The sequence below is a fragment of the Nocardia brevicatena NBRC 12119 genome (genome assembly GCF_000308495.1).
In the GTDB taxonomy this organism is placed as follows: Bacteria; Actinomycetota; Actinomycetes; order Mycobacteriales; family Mycobacteriaceae; genus Nocardia; species Nocardia brevicatena.
Map to the genome: position 1 here is coordinate 114014 of NZ_BAFU01000073.1, position 17738 is coordinate 131751.

A 17738-nucleotide genomic window follows, 5' to 3' on the forward strand; every position below is an offset into this window, starting at 1 on the left:
TCGGGCAGATGGTGGCATCAGCTGACATCACAACCGCCGACGGCGTCGTGCGGGGCCGCCGCGGACGACGTATCCAACGGTGGCGGGCCATTCCCTACGCGACGCCGCCGGTTGGTGACCTGCGTTTTCGCGCCCCGCAACCGGTGCGCCCGTGGACCGGCGTGCGTGATGCGACCGAATTCCAGTCCGCCGCCATCCAGCCTCGTTTCGGAGGACGGATAAGCCCCCGGCAGACCCAGCAGATGAGTGAGGACGCGCTGACACTGAATATCGTCGCGCCCGCGTCCTCGTCCTCGGCACCTCGTCCGGTGATGGTGTTCGTCCACGGCGGCGGGTACATTTTCGGCACCTCCGCGCTGACCTTGTACTCCGGGGCGCGGCTGGCGCTGCGCGGCGATGTGATCGTGGTATCGCTGAACTATCGGCTGGGCGTCTTCGGATATGTGGATTTCGGTGAATTCGGCACCGATGCGCGTCCCTTCGATTCGAATCTGGGCCTGCGCGACCAGATCGCCGCACTGCGATGGGTGCGGCGGAACATCGCCGCCTTCGGCGGTGACCCGAACAATGTGACGATCTTCGGCGAATCGGCGGGCGCGCACGCGGTGCTGAGCCTGCTGGCCGCCCCGGACGCCGCGGGCCTGTTCCACCGCGCGATCGCGCAGAGCGCGCCCGCGGACTGGGGTGTCACCCTGGAAGAGGCCCAGATGTTCGCGCGGCTCTGCGTGAATTTCCTGTCCTCCTCGGAGAACGCGCACAAGGCGCTCACCGAAAGCGATCCGCACGACATCCGCCGCGCCTACCAGCGGGCCCTGCGCAAGTCGGCCCAGGACCATCCGGGTTTCTTCCCCACCGCACCCGTGGTCGACGGTGACCTGCTGCCGCAGCTGCCGTTCGACGCCATTATCGACGGGAACGCGCATCGGGTGCCGCTGATCATCGGCACCTGCCGCAACGAAGGCGCTCTGTTCGCGCGCTTCGCCGACGCGCTGCCCACCGACCCCGAGCGGCTGCGCGCCGTCCTCGCCGCGTCCGGGGAGGAGGCGACCCGCCGAGTGCTGGACACCTATTTCGGCTTCCCGCGTGAGGACGTGGCGGTCCAGGCCGGCGGCGATTACACCTTCTGGCGGCCTTCGGTCGAGGTCATGGCCGGACACAGCCGCCATGCGCCTACCTACGCCTACCGTTACGATTTCGCGCCCCGCTCGCTGCGGCTGGCCGGGCTGGGGGCGACGCACGCCACCGATCTCATCCCGGTCTTCGGCGGTGGCGACACATCGTGGGGCCGGGCGCTCACCGCCGCGGGCGGTCGCCGCGGTATGCGTTCGGTAACCTACCAGTTCCAGGAGAACTGGCTGGAATTCGCCCGAACCGGGGCACCGCTGTCGTCCTGGCCGGCCTACACCGAGGACCGGCGCAGCACCCTGATCATCGACGACCCCGGGCGGGTGGATGACGACCCGCACCGCGCCCGGCGGTTGGCGTGGGAAGGAATCCGAGCGGCGTCGCCGGCACATCGAGCAGGCGGTGAGCGCGACGAGCCGGGATCCGAGGCCACCGAGGCGGTGTGAGGGCGGCTATTTGAGCAGCCGGGACATCCGCCGGTCGGCCAGGACCTTGCCACCGGTCTGGCAGGTGGGGCAGTACTGGAAGGAGCGCTCGCTGTAGGCGACCTCCCGGACGCCGTCGCCGCAGACCGGGCAGGGCATACCGGTGCGGGCGTGCACCCGCAGACCGGAACGTTTCTCGCCCTTGAGCCGGGCCGCGTCCTGGCCGACCGACCGGTCCACCGCGTCGAGCAGCACCGTGCGCATCGTGGCGTACAGCTCCGAAACCTTGTCCGGTGCCAGGGATTTGGCGGTGGCGAACGGGGAAATCCGCGCGGTGTGCAAGATCTCGTCGGAGTAGGCGTTGCCGATTCCGGCCAGGAGCGCCTGGTCGACCAGGGCGGTTTTGATCCTCTGGGTGGTGCCGGCGAGGATTTCGGCGAACCGGTCCTCGCCCACCGCGAGCGCGTCCGGGCCGAGTCGGGCGATACCCGGAACCTGGTCGGGATCGTGCACCACGTAGACCGCGAGCCGTTTCTTGGTGCCCGCCTCGGTGAGGTCGAAGGCCGGGGTGTCGCCCTCGGGGGTGAAGAAATGCACGCGCAACGCCAACGGCCCCTTGCCCGGCTTCGGCGGCGCCTGACTCGGGCTGTCCGTCCAGCGCAGCCACCCGGCCCGGGACAGGTGGGTTATCAACCAGAGCCCGCCGCAGTCCATACCCAGGAACTTGCCCCACCGTCCGGCGCCGGTCACGTCCCGCCCGGACAGCGCCGTCACCGGCGGGTCGAAGGTCTTGACCACACTCAATGCCGCCACGTCGACGCGTCCCACCACGGCACCGACCGCGTGTTCCCGCAGGAACTGCGCCAGCGCCTCCACCTCCGGCAGTTCGGGCACGGGCCCAGGCTACCCGCGGCCACCGACATCGTCGGACCGTTCACGTACCCGATCGGCGCTGTCCGGGTACCGACCACGTGGACATTCATCCCGCCTCGGCCAGACAACTCGCGGCCGTGCGCACCGCGGTCGGCAATTCGCGCTCCGGAAAAGCCGCGTATCCGAGCGCCACGCCGAAGACACGCTCTGCTCCGATGTGGTACGCCGCCAGACCGGCCACGGCGACGCCACGCTCGCGAGCCGCTGTCACCGCGGCGTGCTCGGCCCGCGCGGTCGGCAACGGCACCACCAGATGCGAACCAGCGTCGTCACCCCTGATCTCCAGCCCTCGCCGGCGCAGCTCGGCCACGGCGCACGCGCGGCGCGGTGGCATCACGCGACGCAACCGACGCAGGTGGCAGGCCAGGTCGCCGTGCGCGGCCACTTCGGCCGGCAGCAACTGGCCCGCCGGTCCCGGACCGCTTCCGGTGGTTTCGCGATGGGCCAGTACGGCCTCGGTGATCTCGGGCGCGGCGACCAGCCGGCGACGCCGAGTGTCGGGGAGAGGATTTTGCTGGTGGTGCCGAGGTGGACGACCACATCCGGCGCCATCGCCGCCAACAGTGGTAGCGGGGCGGCGTCGTAGCGCAATTCACCGTCGTAGTCGTCCTCGATGACCAGCACGCCGCGGGCGCGCGCATAGTCGACCAAGCGCACCCGACGCCGTGCCGTCAGCCGCCCACCCAACGGAAACTGGTGCGCCGGCGTGCAGTACACGGCCGCGATACCGGTGGTCGGGGGTGGGGGTCACCGATCCCCACCCCGGGCCTTGTTCCCGGGATAGCGGTGCCGCCTTCGGTGTCCGAACGGGTGTAATCCGCCATAGCGCCCGGATCACGGGAAATGGCTTCCCACGGTCAGGCCGATGGGGACGCGGATGACGAGCGTCACCGCCAGGCCGAGGCCGAACATCCACTCGTTGCCTCGATCATCCTCACGGATCTCCTCGATCAGGTCGGATTCCACCCGCCCCTGGGGGTCGTACGTCACGTGGGCGCGTTCCCCCACGTCGGCGACTTTCTCGGTGCGGGTCATCGCGGCAGGCCCGTCGGTGGCATCGCAGTTCAGGGCGTGGTCGTAGTAGGTGGTCGTGGTGGTGTGCGTAAAGCCTTCCGAGTCGGTGTGCGTACTCGTCTCCCTACGGACGTCGATCTCGGTCACCGTGCATATCGTCGCCTCACCGCGCGATCTGAGCGCTGCCTCCTCCACCATTCCGGCGGCACCGATACAGGCCAACAACAGGGGGATTCCGCTGAAGAACGCCACAACGTTGTCGTAGGAAACGCCGGAGAAGAATGCCCCGACACAGGCGGCGAGGACGATCACACCGCCGATCAGCGTGCCCGCCCGCCCGCCCGGACCATAGGCCGCCAAGAGGCTTCCCCCGGCCGCCACTCCCACCGCGAGCAACGGAATTCCCACTGCCCGAGCGAGTTCGAAGTCTCGGTCATACCGCCTGCTCATGTACGCACCCCCGCTGTCGCTCCGATGTTCAGGGTAAGCGGGGAGTGGGCCGACCGTGGCGAATCGGCCTTCGGTGTCGCCGATACGAACAATTCGCGGATTTTCAGGGCGTACCGCGCATTACGGCACCTGGCCGTCCGCGACCACCGACATCATCGGGACCGTTCGTCCGGTCGGCGGGTGTCGATATTGTCCAGGCGCCGCCCGATACCGGTGGTCATCACCGACAGCAGCGTGCCGATCACCACGAGGTCGAAGATGATCTGCACGATGCCGGCGATCCGTGCGACCTGCCCGACCGCGTGAACATCGCCGAACCCCACGGTCCCCAAGGTGGCGACGGTGTAATAGAGCGCGTCGGTACGGGTCGAAAGGCCGTCGAACTGCTCCGGCTCCCGTAGTTCGAGCACGTAATAGAAGAGCGAGAAGAACACGACCACCAACGTGAGCAGGAGCAGCAGACCGTCGACCCGCTGCGCGGTATCGCGGGTCGCCGCCAGATACCACACGAGCCGCCGGTAGATCAGCCACGCCAACCCGACCAGCCCGACGAGAAACGCCACTGTGGACACGATCCGCCCAGGCCAATTGTCGTGAAAATCGAAGTCCAAAGGGACGCAGTAGTAGGACAGCAGCGCACAGGCCACCGTGATCGCATTACGCCACAGGTGCGCGCCACCACCGACACGTCGAGAGGACATGCGGTCATGATCGGCCCGCGGGGTCTCGGTCCATCGCCGGACGCGCCGACGAATTCGTCATGTTTCCCGCGGCTTTCCGGACGTCGGGATTGTCCGGATCGCCATATCGAGTCGCATCGGGGCGCCGACACCCGGCCACTATTGCGCGGGACATCACGCACCTGGGACAGCGAATCGGCTTCTTCTCCGGTCGGAACCATACCGCCTATGCCACCCGGGGGTCTCCCGCGCACGGCGTACGGCAATCCCGCGCGTCGGACCGCACAGGCCGGCAGATCCACGGCGCCTATTCCGGCAGATCCGCGAGAGAAATCTCGGCAGATTCACGGAACAACTCTCGGCGGATCCACAACACTCCCTGCCGATCAGCGCACTGTGGACCACGGCGGCCGACTGATGTCCCTTCCGGGTAACTCTGTCGGGTCTCCGGCTCGACCGGCGACCGCCGCGCGGGCGAAGTGGTCGCGACCGATCACGTCTCGTCTCCCTGTGTGGACGGCCGGACCTCGCCCTACGCGGGCCCGAGGGCCGATCCGTCGGCGATGTGCAGGATCGCGTCGGCGGCATCGATGGTCGCCCGGTCCAGCGGGAAGTAGCCCTGCCGCGGGGTGACATCCGAGCGCATACGGGCAGTGGTGACCGTGGTGGGGGCGGTCAGACCCCACGTGGCGATACGGCTCTGCAGGCAGCCTTCGTAGCTCCCCGGTTCGGGGTCCCGGAGCCCGAGAGCTTCGCTGCGGCCCAGGCTGCCGATGATGACGGTGTACCGCTCGTCCACCAGGGACCCTACGATGGCGCCGGCACCGAACCAGGTGAGGTCCATATCCCACAGATGCCAGTGGCTCGGATTTCGCTGCACGTGGCGGTTGTGCGCGAAAACCAGCGTCGCGCCTCGGCGCGCCTCGGCGTCTCGGATATCGAGGAGGTTTCGGGCCATGGTCGCGTCCCGGGTGGCGAGTTGGCGCGACATCCGCGCGCTCTGTTCGATGCGCAGTGCCGACCGGTTGTGGTAGCGCAGCAAACCGATCCCCGCGGCGAGATATGTTTCGGCCCTGCGCCACTCGCCGTGCGAGGTCGCCGCGATCAGTTCCGGTGCGCGTGCGTAGAGTGCGGTGAGCATGTCGTCGGCGATCGATCGCAGCCGCTGCGCCTCGACCGTGGCGCCGATCGATACGGTCGGGTCCATCACCGCCTCCGGGCGACTCCACCGTTCGTCGTCGCCGGCGAGGCTCGCGAGGTCGAGGTCGAGTTCCAGGTAGTCGCGGGCATATTCGAGATAGCGTCGCGGACTGGGCGCGGTGGTCATCTCGATCGGAGCGTCGAAACCATGGAAGGCCAGGCGTTCGACCGGCGGACGGTCGCGGTTGTATTCGCGCATCCAGGAGATCAGGTGCCGGTTGGTGTCCAGATCGCCGAAGCCCGGCTTGAAACCTTCGCGCATCACCGCGTCGAGGGTTCCCGCCCCTTCCTGAACGAAGTCGTTCACGGTGAGCGCGGCCACGCGGTCGGTCTCGAGGGCGATCGACCGAAAGCCGTGGTCGACCAGTCGAGCGAACAGTTCGTTGCGAACCCATCCGAAGGCCGGTTCCCCGTGTGTCGGTTCGCCGAGGGCCAAAAGGTCACATGGTGTGGGGAGGAGGTCTCGAATGTCCTGACTCATGCGTCTTGATCGTATCGTTGAAAGATATGTTGAGACTTGTTTGGAAGTTCTCCCTCTATTGTCCGATAAAGCCTCAAAAAGGTGGTTATCTTGCGTCCCTCGGACCTCGGCCGTGAGCACGGCATCTCGACCCAGGCGGTTCGCAACTACGAACGGGACGGCTTCATCCCGCCCGCGGAGCGCACCCGTAGCGGTTACCGCGTCTACACCGAGGTGCACGCGGCGGCGCTGCGTGCCTTTCTCGCGCTCATACCGGCTCACGGCCACTCGGCGGCCGGACGGATCATGCACGCGCTCAACACCGGTGAACTCGACGGCGCATTGCGAATCATCGACTGCGGCCATCACCAGTTGCTGCGCGACCGTGACACCCTCGACGCGGTACGGAAAGCGATAGCACACCTGACGGCGGAGACGGACGCCGCTCCGAACCGACCGGTGGACCCCGGGACCCGAACCATCGGCGAACTCGCGTACCGGCTGCGTGTCACCCCCGCGACCCTTCGCAAGTGGGAGGACGCGGGCATCCTCGCGCCCGCGCGTGAGCCCATCACCGGATACCGCATCTACCGCGCAAACGATATCCGCGATGCCGAGCTCACCCATCTACTCAGACGGGGCGGTTATCCCCTGGCCCATATCGCCACCGTGGTCCACCAGATCCGTGAAGCCGGTGGCACCACCGCGTTGGCCGGCGCGTTGGCCGGTTGGCAACGAAAGCTGACCGAGCGGGGACTTGCCATGCTCACAGCCTCCGCCCGGCTCGACCGCTACCTGGGTGTTCTCGACCAGGCCGGGCCGGAGTAGACCACGCCCCATCCGGGTTCGGGGCTCACGGGCAGCGTCCACGACGAGACGGCGGAATCGCGGTGCCCGAGCAGCCGACCGAAACGGAGAAGCCGCGTGACCGGTATACGAGCCGAGCCGGGCGGCCGGCCCGGCTCGCTTGCGCGGTCGTCGACAACGCCGGTGCATCGTGCTGCCGGCGGTCCGCTGCTCGGAACCGTCTATGAGCGCATACGTGCGGCGGTGTCCGGCAGTCGGTATGCGGGCAGACTCCGTTCCCAACGAGCCGCCGATACGTGTCTCAGGCTGCCCGTTCGGCGATGGCCGGCACCTTGTTGCGTTCGGCCTGGAGCAGCTGCCGGCGCTTGGCGCCTCCCGAGACTCGGTGCAAGCCGTACGAGCCGGGCTTACGTGCCTCATCGGCCAAGTGCCCGAGGATGCCTTTACACACGAACTCCTTGAGCTTCGCTCCAGGGCGACCGTCGATGTGGAACCACAGCGCGACATCGTTCCTGTGCGCGAACTGGAAGATGCCGGCGTGTCGGCCCAGGCTGATGCACTGGCCGGCGAACACCTCGTTGAGGGTCGAGGGTTGCTCGCCCGCGATCCGGGCCAGCACCGTGTCGGCGGCCCGCGCGCCCAGCGGCATCGCGGCCTGGCAGCTCATCCGCAGCGGCAGGTCCGACGGTGCCGCCGCATCCCCGGCCGCGACGATGCGCGCATCATCCACACTCGTCAGCGTCTCGTCGGTGAGCAGGCGGCCGACGGCGTCTGTGCTCAGTCCGCTACGGCGGGCAAGGTCCGGCACGCCGAAACCGGCGGTCCAGATGGTTACCTGGCCGGGCAGCGTGCGGCCGTCTCCGAGCTGCACCGTCTCGGGTGTCACCGCCGTCACCGTCGTGCCGGGGCCGTCGAGCACCGTCACACCGAGCGCCGCCAGCCGCCCGGCCACCGACCGCCGACCCCGCGGGTGCAGATAGGGGCCGAGTACCCCGCCGCATACCAGGGTCACCCTGCGGCCTTGTTCGGCCAGTTCGGCGGCTGTCTCGATACCGGTCGGACCGGCTCCGACAACCGTCACCTCGGCCGTCGCGGGTGCGGCGTCGAGAACCGGCCGCAGCCGCTGGGCCGCCTCCAGTGTGGCGATCGGGTAGGCGAACTCGGCTGCTCCGGGCACGTCCGGATCGGCGCTGCCACTGCCGATCGCGTAGACCAGGTAGTCGTAGCCGACCGTGCCGCCGTTCGCCAACCGCACGCTGCGTTCGGAAGCGTCGATCCGTGTCGCGGTGTCGACCACGAGCCGGACGCGGTCGGCCAGGACCTCCCGGTAGTCGACGACGGCCTCGTGGGTCCCGCCCACCAGTTGGTGCAGACGGATGCGTTCGACGAAGGTCGGGCGCGGGTTGATCAGGGTCACTGTCACATCGTCGCGCCGGGTGAGGCGGTTGGCCGCCATGACGCCGGCATATCCGCCGCCGAGCACGAGCACATCGGTGTTCTCGGTCATGGTGTCTCCTTCGTTCCGAGGGTTCGACCACAAGACACCGCGGGCTCGATCGTTGTGACAGTACGTGAAGCAGATCACTCCATGGACGTGTGCCCGACACGCGGCGCCGCGATCGGAGCCGCTGCGGAGGAGACGTCCGGTTTGGGGAGTCGAACACACCCCGGGGGCGGGTCAGCGGCCGCCGGTCACAGGTCGTCAGGCAGCAGCCGGAACGCAGGATGGCCGGTCAGTGGGCGTACCGCGCGAAAATCCCATCGGTCGAGGGTGAGTACTGTGTCCGTTTCGTACCGCTCGGCCAACACCGCGTTCACGGCATCGGCGAGATCGAGACGCAACTCGGTATGCCGGTCCTGGACCGCGCGGGCCGCACGCAGAACAGCGCCCGGTGTCTCGGCTATCAGGACGCGCATGGAGCGCTCCTGCCGGAGCAGCCAGTCCCGCACGGCGTGCGCGGTCTTGCGATCGACATTGCGAGTGAGGATGTGCTCGATCTCTGCGAAGACGAGAGGCGAGATCACTGTCGCCGAGGCTTCGCGCAAAGCCCTGCGGGCACGCGCATGTTCCGGGTCATCGGTATTGAACGCTGCGACCAACCCGGAGGTATCGCCGATGACGATCACGCGGTACGGCCGTAATTGCGATTCGCGGCGTCTTCGACGGCAGCCCGGACGTCATCGTCGGTAACCGGCCCACCAAGCCCGATTTCCGGGATATCCCAGTCCCCCTCCCAGCGCCGAGCTCGCAGCGCGGCAATACGAAATGCTTCCCGGAAGTACTCGGACTCTGGCAGCCCCTCGCGCGCGGCGACTTCCTTGATGATCGTCAGATACTCCTCGTCGACCATGACTGTCGTCTTCTTCAGTGCCATATGGTTATGGCACCCCCACCAGCAGCCAGGCCGACCGGTTCTCTGGACTGCGAATCACCAAGGATGCGCATCTCCGCCCCACAGGCATGGAGGTCGTCAGCCCTGCGACCGAGCGAACTTGCCGCTCAGAACACCTGCGGTGCAGGAATCCCATTCAGCCGGCGTGAAGAACAACGCCGGACCGGACGAGTTCTTCGAATCACGGACACCTATCAGACCATCGACGAGGTAGGCAACCTCGACACAGTCCCCGCTCGGCTGGCTGTAGCTGCTCTTGAACCAGCTCGCACCGGACAAATCCCTGGTCACGCGGCGTACTCCTCTGCGATTTCCTGCACCAGTCGCCCGGTGTCGTTCTCACTCAACGCTACCTCGCGCAGGTTCTCCACCGCCGACCGATGGCGTTCGATGACACCTTCGTCTTCCAGGAACAACGCACCTGTGAAGCCTTCTACAAACACCACCGGAGGCTCCGGCATCCGATTGAGGTGCAGCGGCGGGAACTCGAACAAGGTGAACGACTGGGCTATCAATCCGAAGTGCCCACCGACACCGAATGGGATCACGCGGATGGATATGTTCGACTGGCTGCCTGCGTTCGCTAGATTCCTCAATTGCTCGCTCATCACGCCTCGCCCCCCGACTTGGTGTCGCAATGCCGATTCCGAAAGCAACGCTTCCAGGGAGAAGTCCGAATCATAGGCCAGCCTGTGCTGTCGACGCGCGGTCGGCTCCAACCGCCGTTCTACGTCGACCGCAGACATGGTCGGGTCGGCAGTCTTTATAAGCCATCGGCGGTACTCAGGGGTTTGCAGCAAGCCTGGAAGCAACGTGAGTTGGAACACCGTCGTCGGGGGCACCAGCTGACCGAAAAGGCTCGAATCATGACGATGGAGAACGCGATCGGGGTGCGAAATCCTCGGCGTCCACGGGCGATCGGCTATATCAGGGCCGATATCTCCGGTGATCACCAACCTCATCACGCGCACGATATCCGGCCCTTGGCTCGCCGACAGGGATACAACCTGGTCTATCTCGTAAGACTTTGGCAGAACTCGGTTCCCAACCCGATGGACCACGTCCTCGGCATCGTCCGGTGTATCGATGCCACGGCACTGATCGTGCCCGAATTGGCGCATGTGGACAATCGGCCCGAGCCGGTGTGCGATACCTGCCATCTGATCACCGTCAGCCCCGAGCAGTTTTGGGCGAAAATCGGTAGCCGTCCAGGGGGTTCGGCTCCCGAGCAGCGATGGTTTCCGGATCAGCACAGTGATCCCGGGCGATGGTTGAGTATCGGCGATGCGCATCGAATCATGCAGATGCACAAGGAATGCCGCGCGCTGAACTGCCCACGCAAGGCCACCGCCCTGACGCGGCTGGTCGAGGCGGGTCGGCTCGTTCCGGCCAGGCTGAGCCCTCGGAAGCGGGCGGCCGAGCGCGGTATCCCGTTTCCCCGGCTCGAGCCCGACGGCATGATGACCACGGAGTCGCCGATAGTGCTACGGCGGCTGCTCGACGGACTCGGACGGATATGACATGGCCGAACCTGTCGATCCTGCCCCGGAGTCCGATGTGCGGCTCACCGTGTTCCTGCACGGGCTGTGCATGGAGTACCGGGCCCGCGCGACGGCCGCGGCGCTGTTCGTTCCCGAGTGGACGGCTCTGTACGGAGCGCATGCGGCGGCCGTGACGGTCGACGACGGGCGGGACCTTCCGCGCCTGCCCTGCGAGCGTCTGTACCTGGGTCGATAACGGCCACCCGTCGGGTCCGACGGCATGCCGGCCGCCGAGCTACCCACGGCCATGGCTATCGGGTGGCAAACTGGAGGTGGCCCGTCGGGCAGCGGAGCCACGGAGGGCAGGTCTTCGCCGTATCGTGCGCTTCGGGCCGGCCGACCGGATCGCTTCCTCGTTCGAAGAAACGATATGGGGGTGTGTGGTGCGGATCCTCGTGGCGGGCGCGACCGGATATGTCGGGTCCCGGCTGGTATCGGTATTGCTGGAGATCGGGCATTCGGTGGTCGTCGCGAGCCGGTCGCCGCGCCGGGTGGCCCGCTACGGGTGGGCCGACCGCGTGGAGGCGGTGCGGCTGGACGTCGATGATCCGGCCGCCATCCGGGCCGCGTTCGTCACCGTGGGCGATATCGACGTGGCCTACTACCTCATACACGACATCGGTGGTCACGCGTACACCACCGGCGACCGCCGCGCCGCCGAGAATTTCGCGCACGCGGCGCGCACGGCCGGGGTGCGGCGGATCGTGTACGCGGGCGGTTTCGTGCCGGCGGACGAGCAGCTGTCCCCGCATCTGCGCAGCCGCGCCGAGGTCGGGGAGGCATTGGCCGAGGGCGCGGAACTGGTGTGGCTGCGGGCCGCGATGATTCTCGGCGCCGGCTCGGCATCGTTCGAGATGATGCGGTATCTGGCCGATCGGCTTCCGGTCGTGCCCTTGCCGGAATGGGTCGACAACGTCATGGACCCGATCTCGATCCGGGACGCGCTGTGGTATCTGGTCGCGGCCGCGGACCCGGAACTCCTGCCGCCCGGCGCCTATGACATCCGCGGCGCCGACTCCAGCAGCTACCGGGACGTGCTGTTCACTTATCTACGGCTGATCCGGTGGCCGCGTTTCACCGTCACCCTGCCCGGTATCGATACCCGCCTGGCGGGGTGGTTGGGCGCGTGGTTGATACCGGTACCGACACGGTTGGCGGCCGCTCTCATCCGGTCACTGGACTGCCCCATGACCGTGTCGGATGATCGGGTGCGCCGGTTCGTGCCGGATCCGCCCGGCGGTCTGCTGACGGTTCGGCAGGCTATGGCCGCCGCACTGGCCGGCCCCTATCCGGTACCCGTGACCGAACTGACCGACGTGCACCACCTGGCCGATACCGATCCCGTCTGGGCCGGTGGCGACCGCACCCGTGCCGAACGCTGCGCGCGACGCGGCCTGAACCTTCTGCTGGCACCGGTGCGCTGGTGGTGACCGTGGGCGTCGCGCGCGGAACCGGCGATTTGCCCTCGGCCGGCGAAGGACGTGACCATCGGGTATGAGCCGGAAGAACTACCTGGCCGTCGCGATCGCCGTCGTCACCGGCTGCGTGTTGCTCGCGCTGTCACTGGCCGGCGACATCGGCGGCGCGGCGGCGTTCGGCGTGACCACCACCCTGCTGGCTGGTGTCTGGGTACTCGGCGCTTTCGCCGCCGGCCCGGCACCCGCGGGCCGGTTTCCCCCGGTGACCGGCGACACGGGGCGGGCGGTGGCACTCGGCACGGCGGTGGGGGTGGTGCTGGCGGCCGTATTCGTCGCCGGAGGTGCGCTTGCTCGCCTGCTTCCGTGGGCGGATTCGCTTATCACCGAGGTGCTGGCGCATATGCAGCAGGGCAGCGTGGTGGTGATCGTCGCCCTGCTCAACGCCGTCGCCGAGGAGATGTTCTTCCGCGGTCCGGTCTACACCCTGCTGCAACGGCATCGCCCGATTCTCACCTCCACACTCGCCTATACGGCGGTGACCGCGTTCACCGGCAATCCGATGCTGGTACTCGCCGCGGTCCCGCTCGGCCTCGCCTGCGCCGCGCAACGCCGCGCCACCGGTGGGATCCTCGCGCCGGTATGCACCCACCTGGTCTGGTCGGCGACCATGATGCTCGTTCTGCCACGTCTGTTCTGAGCGCTCTCCAAGCATGGGTCTCGAGCCTCGACGCACCTCGCAATCGGATCGGCCGATCCGAGCCTCGAAGATGTGTCCGCCGTTCGGCTGATCGTGAACCCCGACAAGCTCACCTACTTCGCGCGCACCGACATACCGCGGTGCCACCCGAGAGTTCCCGACCACCCATGGCCTCCCTGCCGATCGGCGCCGCGGACCACTCGGCCAATTGATCCGTCCGTCGACCATTGGTCCGCCTTCCTATGTCATGGACGGACATGGACGATAGCTCGAAGAAGTCGGTTCATCGGAGCTTGGTGCGACTATCGCAGCGAGTACCAGAAACGAATAGCCGAGAGTTATCACCAGGACGATAGCGGTCGCCGTGATGGCGGCGACTCGGAATCCGAGCCTTCTCCTACGAGCATCAACACAAGAACACCGAAAGCGGCGGACGCCCCTATCAAGAGCATCGCCCCTGCGTAGTTGAACAGGTACACAGACAGAGGTATAGGGATGTCTCGCCTACACCGCGTCTCGAGTAGTTCCGCGGTGCGCATCTCGAGCATGGAATCGGCCGATGAGAACAGCACCACAGCTCCTGCGAAGAACACGGTTCCCAAGGCCGCCATGAGTGCGAGCGAACCACGAACGGTGCCGAAGGAGACTGTTCCTGACTTCCTGTCACCGTTCACTATGTCTCCCTCGGTCGTATGACTCGGACACCTCGAGTCCCCCTGCGAATCGTCTACGCCCTGTGGCTCAATTCTCTGCCGTTCGTGGTGTGCCGGGTATACAGGATGTCCCGACGACAAGCAGCTCACCAAGATCATCACCCGCTATGGCCGAGTCGATGTTCACCGAGTTCGTCGGAACACCCGGATACACCATCGACGAGCTGTGCTGCCCCCTCGAACGATTCCACGTCCTGCTCGGCGGCATCCCCGGAGACGAACTGCCACTGACCGATCACTGAACCCGGCTCACCGGCACGGAGGAACGATGTCTGTCCCTGCGCCATGCGATCAGAGGTATCGCGGCGGTTTCTGTCATACGGTCTCCGCGCTGAATGGCAGGCCTTGCCGAGTTCCCACGCCTCCGCGATCCGGCCATCCCGGATGCGGAAGATCTCGATCAGCATCGGCTGCGGGCCGCCGTCCGTCGTTGGGACACCCTCGATGGACGAGCGGACAGCGACCTTGTCGTGGTCGACGAGAATGTCCTCGGCGACGACACTCATATCGGGGAATCGGGCAACAACGCTGCGCCAGGCGTCCTTGCCCGCCTCGAACCCGGTGGTGCCGAGTGCGTGGCCGAAGAAGTCCGAGGCCACGAGTTCATCGGCTTGATCGAATTGCCGAGTGTTGAAGCACTCCTGCATCCGCCGCACCACGGCGCCGGCGTCGCTCGGTCCGCGCGTCCCTGAGCGGCGTCTCCGGCCGGCGCGGCGAGGTCGCGCCGGCCGGAGTTCCGGTGTTCCGGCGCACGGGCCCCTTGTGCTGCGGAAGAGGGACCGGACCCGGTCGGAATCGGGCTGTTACCCGGGCGGCACGGCCAGTCCGCGAAGCACGATGTCGAGTCCTCGCCGGAACTCCTCATCGGGCGATACGGTCCGTGCTTCGGTGGCGGTGCGGGCCAGGTACGGGAATTCGTCCGGGGACAGTTCGGACATGGTGATCGTGCCCGAGCCCGTCAGCGCGGCGTAATGCTCGTTCTGGAGGTATCCGAGCAGGTAGCCGACCAGGGTGCGCTGGGCGATCACTCGGTCCAGGCCGGTATGGCCGCCGTCCGCGAGGACCGAGAGCATGGCCTCGATGAACCGCAGTGACGTCGGCGCGGCCTGTCGGTGGCGTAACACGAGCGGGACGACCGCGGGGTGTCGGGCCATCGCAACCCGTATCCGGTCCAGGAGCAGCCGGATACGGTCACGCCAATCGGCGGCGGGCAATGTGAGGTCGAGGGAGCGGAATACGTGGTCGACCACCAGCACCTCCAGTGCCTGCCGGTCGGACACATATCGGTACAGCCCCATGGTGGCCATACCGAGTTCCTTGGCGACGGCACGCATGGTCAGCGCCGACAGCCCCTCGCGGTCGATGACCGCCAGCGCGGCGGCCGCCAATTGGTCGTGGGTGAGGGAGCGAGGGCGGGGCACGGATTGACAGAGTACAAGGTACGCGCATACTAGATGTAAGCGTACTTAGTACACCTACAGGAGAGTTCGTGACATTATCCGCCACCGCTACTTCCCGCACCCTCGTCACCGTTACCGGCGCGCAGGTGTCGATACCCGACTCCGATCACCTGATTCACCTGCAATTCCGGCGTTTCGCCGGGTGTCTGGTGTGTAGCCTGCACCTGCGGTCGATCGTGGCCCGACACAACGAGGTCCGCGCCGCCGGCATTCACGAAGTCGTGGTCTTCCATTCCGGCGCCGCGGAACTGCGCACCTACACCGCCGATCTGCCGCTGGACGTGATCGCCGACCCGGAACGCGAGCTCTACCGCGAATTCGGGGTGGAATCCGGCGCCCGGGCCCTCCTCGATCCGCGCGGATGGGCGACCATCGGCCGCGCGGTCGCCACGGAAATCCAGGCCGTCCGGCGCAAGGAACGCCCGGCTCCCCCGGCCAAACCCGAAGGCGGACGCCTGGGCCTGCCCGCCGACTTCCTCATCGCCCCCGATGGAACCGTATCGGCCGCCAAGTACGGTACCCACGTGGACGACCAGTGGTCGGTCGACGAACTGCTCGCCCACGCCGCTCGTGGGGAACAACGGTGAACCGCGTGCGTTCCACCGTCGCCGTCCGAGCGGCGGCACTGGTGTCCGGCGGACTTCTGGCCGGCGCGTTCGGCTACGGAGCGGTCAATCCGAACCCCGAGTTGAATAGACCCGCTCCGGGCGCGGCTATCCTGGGGCGTCGTGTCGATCTGTTACCACCCACACGCCTTCGACGCTCAGCGCTTCGCTGCCCAGGCGGACATGTGCTCCGCCGCCGCTGCTCACGTCATGAAGTTGATCTACTGCACAGTCGACGAGCCGGACCTCGGGTGGAGCATCGACGGGACGATCGAGGGCGACATCATCAGCAGGCGAGTGCGCCCGGACGGGGATTCGGTCAGTTTGGTCGAACACGTCCGTTCTGCACTCGACCCGACCGGCTCGGTTGCAGATCAGGCGGAATCCTTCACGCTTCTGGGGTATGTGAGCGAGTTCGATGGTGAACGCCGGGTCGAGGAAGGATACGTTGTCGGCTATCTCATGCCCGACGAGATCCGGCGCGCGTTCATCCTCCTATCCGAGGTCCGGTTTCCTGGAAATCCCGGGCAGGAACGCGACCGTCTGTTGCTTCTCCGGTTGTTCACGACTGCATTGAAGGATGATCGTGGTCTCTACTGGACGTGGGCATAAAGGGGCGTCGCATGTGGACGGAGGCGACCGGATCCGAAGGGCCTGCTGCTCTGGGGTTCCGGTAGCAACGGCGGAAATCCAACAAAGCTGCCCAGCCGGTACCGATACCGGCTGTTATCCGGGGCAAAGGGAAGCATCGGCCCGCGGTTATGCCAACCAGGCCGTGCGTGGAGCGGCACCGCTATCTGCGGTAACCCCTATCTTTGACCAGGGATTATGTCCATATCCATTGATTTTGCGCAAAGGCTACCGCCCCCCGGACCTGCATCCATGTCCCCTCTTGGAACCGGGGTTCCAAGACACGGCCAGGCCGATCGTATCCGTGGAGATGTTCGAAGCCGCCTGCACTGGAGAATTGACGTTTCGGAGTGCCCCGCGGAGGAAGACGAGCCGGCTCAGAACGCGCTTCCGGTGAACGGCAAGCCGCCGAACCCGTGACCGTGACCGTGACCGAACCCGTGACCGTGACCGAACCCGTGACCGTGGACGGGAGTGCCGTGGCCGTCTGTTGTCTGGGCCGAGCCGGCGGGCTCGAGCACTACCGAGGCGGCGGGTGCGGGGGCCGTCAGGGCTGTCGCCGGCATCAGCGCGAGCGCGGCCGTGACGGCGATGCGTACCAGCACGCGGCGAGCTTGTCCGTGGTCGTGGTGGATGTTGGAGTTCATAAGGCACTTCCTCACTCGATGCGTAGTGTCCGGTCGATGACCGCTCAGGCATCCGAGCGGGATTCATGCCCGTGTGTACGGATAGGGGAATCTCGTCGAACGGCTACCAGCGTATCGCTGGACGGATCACGACTGCCGTACGCCGCGGCATCGAGGTGGGTGGCCACCGGCGGTCAGAACCGTCATTTGGCCGCTCAGGGAGTCTTCGGACGTTTCGCCATCCAGCGCATACGGACGAGTGTGGCGGGTTCGATGTAGAAGTACTCGATCAACCCCAGCGTGAGGTTCTGCAGATCCTGGGCCTCTTCGATCGAGGCCGGCTCGTAGCCCCGCTGGTGTGGGCCCACCCTGCCCATCGTCCGGATCCGGGTTGCCGCTCACGGTCCATGAGTGGGAAGTGGAGGGCGAAGAACATGTTCGAGAGATCCGGCGTTTAGCGGTTACCGCACACAGCGGCACACTGTGTACGGTAACTCGTACGTCTACCTGGGAGGATGTTCCGCCCGACGGTGCCGAGATATTGTCAAGACCTGTGTATGA

General features: G+C 66.7%; 23 protein-coding genes. 8 read left to right on the forward strand and 15 right to left on the reverse strand.

Annotation, left to right across the window (positions count from 1 at the left end; all coding sequences use genetic code 11):
• Nucleotides 1-8: 8 nt before the first annotated feature.
• On the forward strand, nt 9-1571 hold the full coding sequence (locus tag ON20_RS21860; RefSeq protein WP_051163027.1) for a carboxylesterase/lipase family protein: 1563 nt from the start codon (nt 9-11) through the stop codon (nt 1569-1571).
• A 6-nt stretch (nt 1572-1577) separates the two neighbouring features.
• On the opposite strand, the gene ON20_RS21865 is transcribed toward ON20_RS21860, so the two are convergent.
• The 6 genes from ON20_RS21865 to ON20_RS21885 form a co-directional block, all read right to left on the reverse strand.
• Entirely contained in the window at nt 1578-2444 is an 867-nt protein-coding gene (locus ON20_RS21865; RefSeq protein ID WP_040838103.1) for an Fpg/Nei family DNA glycosylase, read from the reverse strand.
• An 85-nt stretch (nt 2445-2529) separates the two neighbouring features.
• The gene (locus tag ON20_RS33350; protein WP_051163030.1) at nt 2530-2817 is read right to left on the reverse strand and encodes a hypothetical protein; all 288 of its coding nucleotides are present in this window, start codon (nt 2815-2817) and stop codon (nt 2530-2532) included.
• The gene (locus ON20_RS33355) at nt 2817-3140 is read right to left on the reverse strand and encodes a hypothetical protein (RefSeq protein WP_218002583.1); all 324 of its coding nucleotides are present in this window, start codon (nt 3138-3140) and stop codon (nt 2817-2819) included. The genes ON20_RS33350 and ON20_RS33355 overlap by 1 nt, the downstream gene beginning before the upstream one ends.
• Before the next feature lie 177 nt (nt 3141-3317).
• A complete protein-coding gene (locus tag ON20_RS33360) occupies nt 3318-3947 on the reverse strand; it encodes a hypothetical protein (protein ID WP_157228936.1) in 630 nt (209 codons plus the stop codon).
• Nucleotides 3948-4099: 152 nt separating this feature from the next.
• The gene (locus ON20_RS21880) at nt 4100-4648 is read right to left on the reverse strand and encodes a potassium channel family protein (RefSeq protein WP_040838105.1); all 549 of its coding nucleotides are present in this window, start codon (nt 4646-4648) and stop codon (nt 4100-4102) included.
• A gap of 511 nt (nt 4649-5159) precedes the next feature.
• A complete protein-coding gene (locus ON20_RS21885; RefSeq protein WP_040838106.1) occupies nt 5160-6308 on the reverse strand; it encodes an erythromycin esterase family protein in 1149 nt (382 codons plus the stop codon).
• Between the two features lie 81 nt (nt 6309-6389).
• On the opposite strand from ON20_RS21885, the gene ON20_RS21890 reads away from it, so the two are divergent.
• Nucleotides 6390-7115 carry a TioE family transcriptional regulator gene (locus tag ON20_RS21890; RefSeq protein ID WP_040838108.1) on the forward strand — a complete coding sequence of 242 codons (726 nt, stop codon included), beginning with the start codon at nt 6390-6392 and terminating at the stop codon, nt 7113-7115.
• 280 nt (nt 7116-7395) lie between these two features.
• Here the strand turns inward: ON20_RS21890 and ON20_RS21895 are convergent, their stop codons facing one another.
• From ON20_RS21895 to ON20_RS38035, 5 genes are all read right to left on the reverse strand, one after another.
• Nucleotides 7396-8601 (reverse strand): NAD(P)/FAD-dependent oxidoreductase, encoded by a 1206-nt coding sequence (locus ON20_RS21895; RefSeq protein WP_040838110.1) that lies wholly within the window; start codon nt 8599-8601, stop codon nt 7396-7398.
• A 185-nt stretch (nt 8602-8786) separates the two neighbouring features.
• Complete coding sequence (locus ON20_RS21900; RefSeq protein WP_040838112.1) at nt 8787-9221, reverse strand: PIN domain-containing protein; 435 nt, start codon at nt 9219-9221, stop codon at nt 8787-8789.
• Nucleotides 9218-9469, reverse strand: a complete 252-nt coding sequence (locus ON20_RS21905) for a CopG family transcriptional regulator (protein ID WP_040838113.1) — start codon at nt 9467-9469, stop codon at nt 9218-9220. Before ON20_RS21905 ends, ON20_RS21900 begins: the two co-directional genes overlap by 4 nt.
• Before the next feature lie 96 nt (nt 9470-9565).
• Nucleotides 9566-9778, reverse strand: coding sequence for a DUF397 domain-containing protein (locus tag ON20_RS21910; protein ID WP_040838114.1), 213 nt, complete (start codon nt 9776-9778; stop codon nt 9566-9568).
• On the reverse strand, nt 9775-10329 hold the full coding sequence (locus ON20_RS38035) for a DUF5753 domain-containing protein (RefSeq protein ID WP_218002584.1): 555 nt from the start codon (nt 10327-10329) through the stop codon (nt 9775-9777). The genes ON20_RS21910 and ON20_RS38035 overlap by 4 nt, the downstream gene beginning before the upstream one ends.
• A 24-nt stretch (nt 10330-10353) precedes the next feature.
• Here ON20_RS38035 and ON20_RS33370 point away from each other — a divergent pair, with 24 nt between their 5' ends.
• The 4 genes from ON20_RS33370 (at nt 10354) to ON20_RS21935 (ending at nt 13143) form a co-directional block, all read left to right on the forward strand.
• A complete protein-coding gene (locus tag ON20_RS33370; RefSeq protein ID WP_051163038.1) occupies nt 10354-11007 on the forward strand; it encodes a hypothetical protein in 654 nt (217 codons plus the stop codon).
• 1 nt (nt 11008) lies between these two features.
• Nucleotides 11009-11224 (forward strand): hypothetical protein, encoded by a 216-nt coding sequence (locus ON20_RS21925; protein ID WP_040838116.1) that lies wholly within the window; start codon nt 11009-11011, stop codon nt 11222-11224.
• A 187-nt stretch (nt 11225-11411) separates the two neighbouring features.
• Nucleotides 11412-12458 (forward strand): NAD(P)H-binding protein, encoded by a 1047-nt coding sequence (locus ON20_RS21930; RefSeq protein WP_040838118.1) that lies wholly within the window; start codon nt 11412-11414, stop codon nt 12456-12458.
• 64 nt (nt 12459-12522) lie between these two features.
• On the forward strand, nt 12523-13143 hold the full coding sequence (locus ON20_RS21935; RefSeq protein ID WP_040838120.1) for a CPBP family intramembrane glutamic endopeptidase: 621 nt from the start codon (nt 12523-12525) through the stop codon (nt 13141-13143).
• An 811-nt stretch (nt 13144-13954) separates the two neighbouring features.
• Here ON20_RS21935 and ON20_RS34685 read toward each other — a convergent pair.
• Together ON20_RS34685 and ON20_RS21950 are read right to left on the reverse strand one after the other, a co-directional pair.
• Complete coding sequence (locus tag ON20_RS34685; RefSeq protein WP_083865126.1) at nt 13955-14503, reverse strand: ester cyclase; 549 nt, start codon at nt 14501-14503, stop codon at nt 13955-13957.
• Nucleotides 14504-14659: 156 nt separating this feature from the next.
• Nucleotides 14660-15277, reverse strand: a complete 618-nt coding sequence (locus tag ON20_RS21950) for a TetR/AcrR family transcriptional regulator (protein WP_040838124.1) — start codon at nt 15275-15277, stop codon at nt 14660-14662.
• Between the two features lie 68 nt (nt 15278-15345).
• On the opposite strand from ON20_RS21950, the gene ON20_RS21955 reads away from it, so the two are divergent.
• Both ON20_RS21955 and ON20_RS21960 read left to right on the forward strand, forming a co-directional pair.
• Entirely contained in the window at nt 15346-15903 is a 558-nt protein-coding gene (locus ON20_RS21955) for a peroxiredoxin-like family protein (RefSeq protein ID WP_040838125.1), read from the forward strand.
• Between the two features lie 201 nt (nt 15904-16104).
• Nucleotides 16105-16533, forward strand: coding sequence for a hypothetical protein (locus ON20_RS21960; RefSeq protein ID WP_157228938.1), 429 nt, complete (start codon nt 16105-16107; stop codon nt 16531-16533).
• Between the two features lie 395 nt (nt 16534-16928).
• On the opposite strand, the gene ON20_RS21965 is transcribed toward ON20_RS21960, so the two are convergent.
• The gene (locus ON20_RS21965) at nt 16929-17198 is read right to left on the reverse strand and encodes a hypothetical protein (protein ID WP_040838129.1); all 270 of its coding nucleotides are present in this window, start codon (nt 17196-17198) and stop codon (nt 16929-16931) included.
• 194 nt (nt 17199-17392) lie between these two features.
• Complete coding sequence (locus ON20_RS36650; RefSeq protein WP_157228939.1) at nt 17393-17545, reverse strand: hypothetical protein; 153 nt, start codon at nt 17543-17545, stop codon at nt 17393-17395.
• Nucleotides 17546-17738 lie beyond the last annotated feature (193 nt).

Excerpts from the sequence above, each read along its gene's own strand:
- ON20_RS33360 (WP_157228936.1), bottom strand. The coding sequence starts at position 3,947 with ATGAGCAGGCGGTATGACCGAGACTTCGAACTCGCTCGGGCAGTGGGA.
- ON20_RS21905 (WP_040838113.1), bottom strand. The coding sequence starts at position 9,469 with ATGGCACTGAAGAAGACGACAGTCATGGTCGACGAGGAGTATCTGACG.
- ON20_RS21860 (WP_051163027.1), top strand. The coding sequence starts at position 9 with ATGGTGGCATCAGCTGACATCACAACCGCCGACGGCGTCGTGCGGGGC.
- ON20_RS21880 (WP_040838105.1), bottom strand. The coding sequence starts at position 4,648 with ATGTCCTCTCGACGTGTCGGTGGTGGCGCGCACCTGTGGCGTAATGCG.
- ON20_RS33370 (WP_051163038.1), top strand. The coding sequence starts at position 10,354 with ATGACGATGGAGAACGCGATCGGGGTGCGAAATCCTCGGCGTCCACGG.
- ON20_RS21965 (WP_040838129.1), bottom strand. The coding sequence starts at position 17,198 with ATGAACTCCAACATCCACCACGACCACGGACAAGCTCGCCGCGTGCTG.
- ON20_RS21925 (WP_040838116.1), top strand. The coding sequence starts at position 11,009 with ATGGCCGAACCTGTCGATCCTGCCCCGGAGTCCGATGTGCGGCTCACC.
- ON20_RS21885 (WP_040838106.1), bottom strand. The coding sequence starts at position 6,308 with ATGAGTCAGGACATTCGAGACCTCCTCCCCACACCATGTGACCTTTTG.
- ON20_RS33350 (WP_051163030.1), bottom strand. The coding sequence starts at position 2,817 with ATGCCACCGCGCCGCGCGTGCGCCGTGGCCGAGCTGCGCCGGCGAGGG.
- ON20_RS21935 (WP_040838120.1), top strand. The coding sequence starts at position 12,523 with ATGAGCCGGAAGAACTACCTGGCCGTCGCGATCGCCGTCGTCACCGGC.
- ON20_RS34685 (WP_083865126.1), bottom strand. The coding sequence starts at position 14,503 with ATGCAGGAGTGCTTCAACACTCGGCAATTCGATCAAGCCGATGAACTC.
- ON20_RS21960 (WP_157228938.1), top strand. The coding sequence starts at position 16,105 with ATGTGCTCCGCCGCCGCTGCTCACGTCATGAAGTTGATCTACTGCACA.
- ON20_RS21895 (WP_040838110.1), bottom strand. The coding sequence starts at position 8,601 with ATGACCGAGAACACCGATGTGCTCGTGCTCGGCGGCGGATATGCCGGC.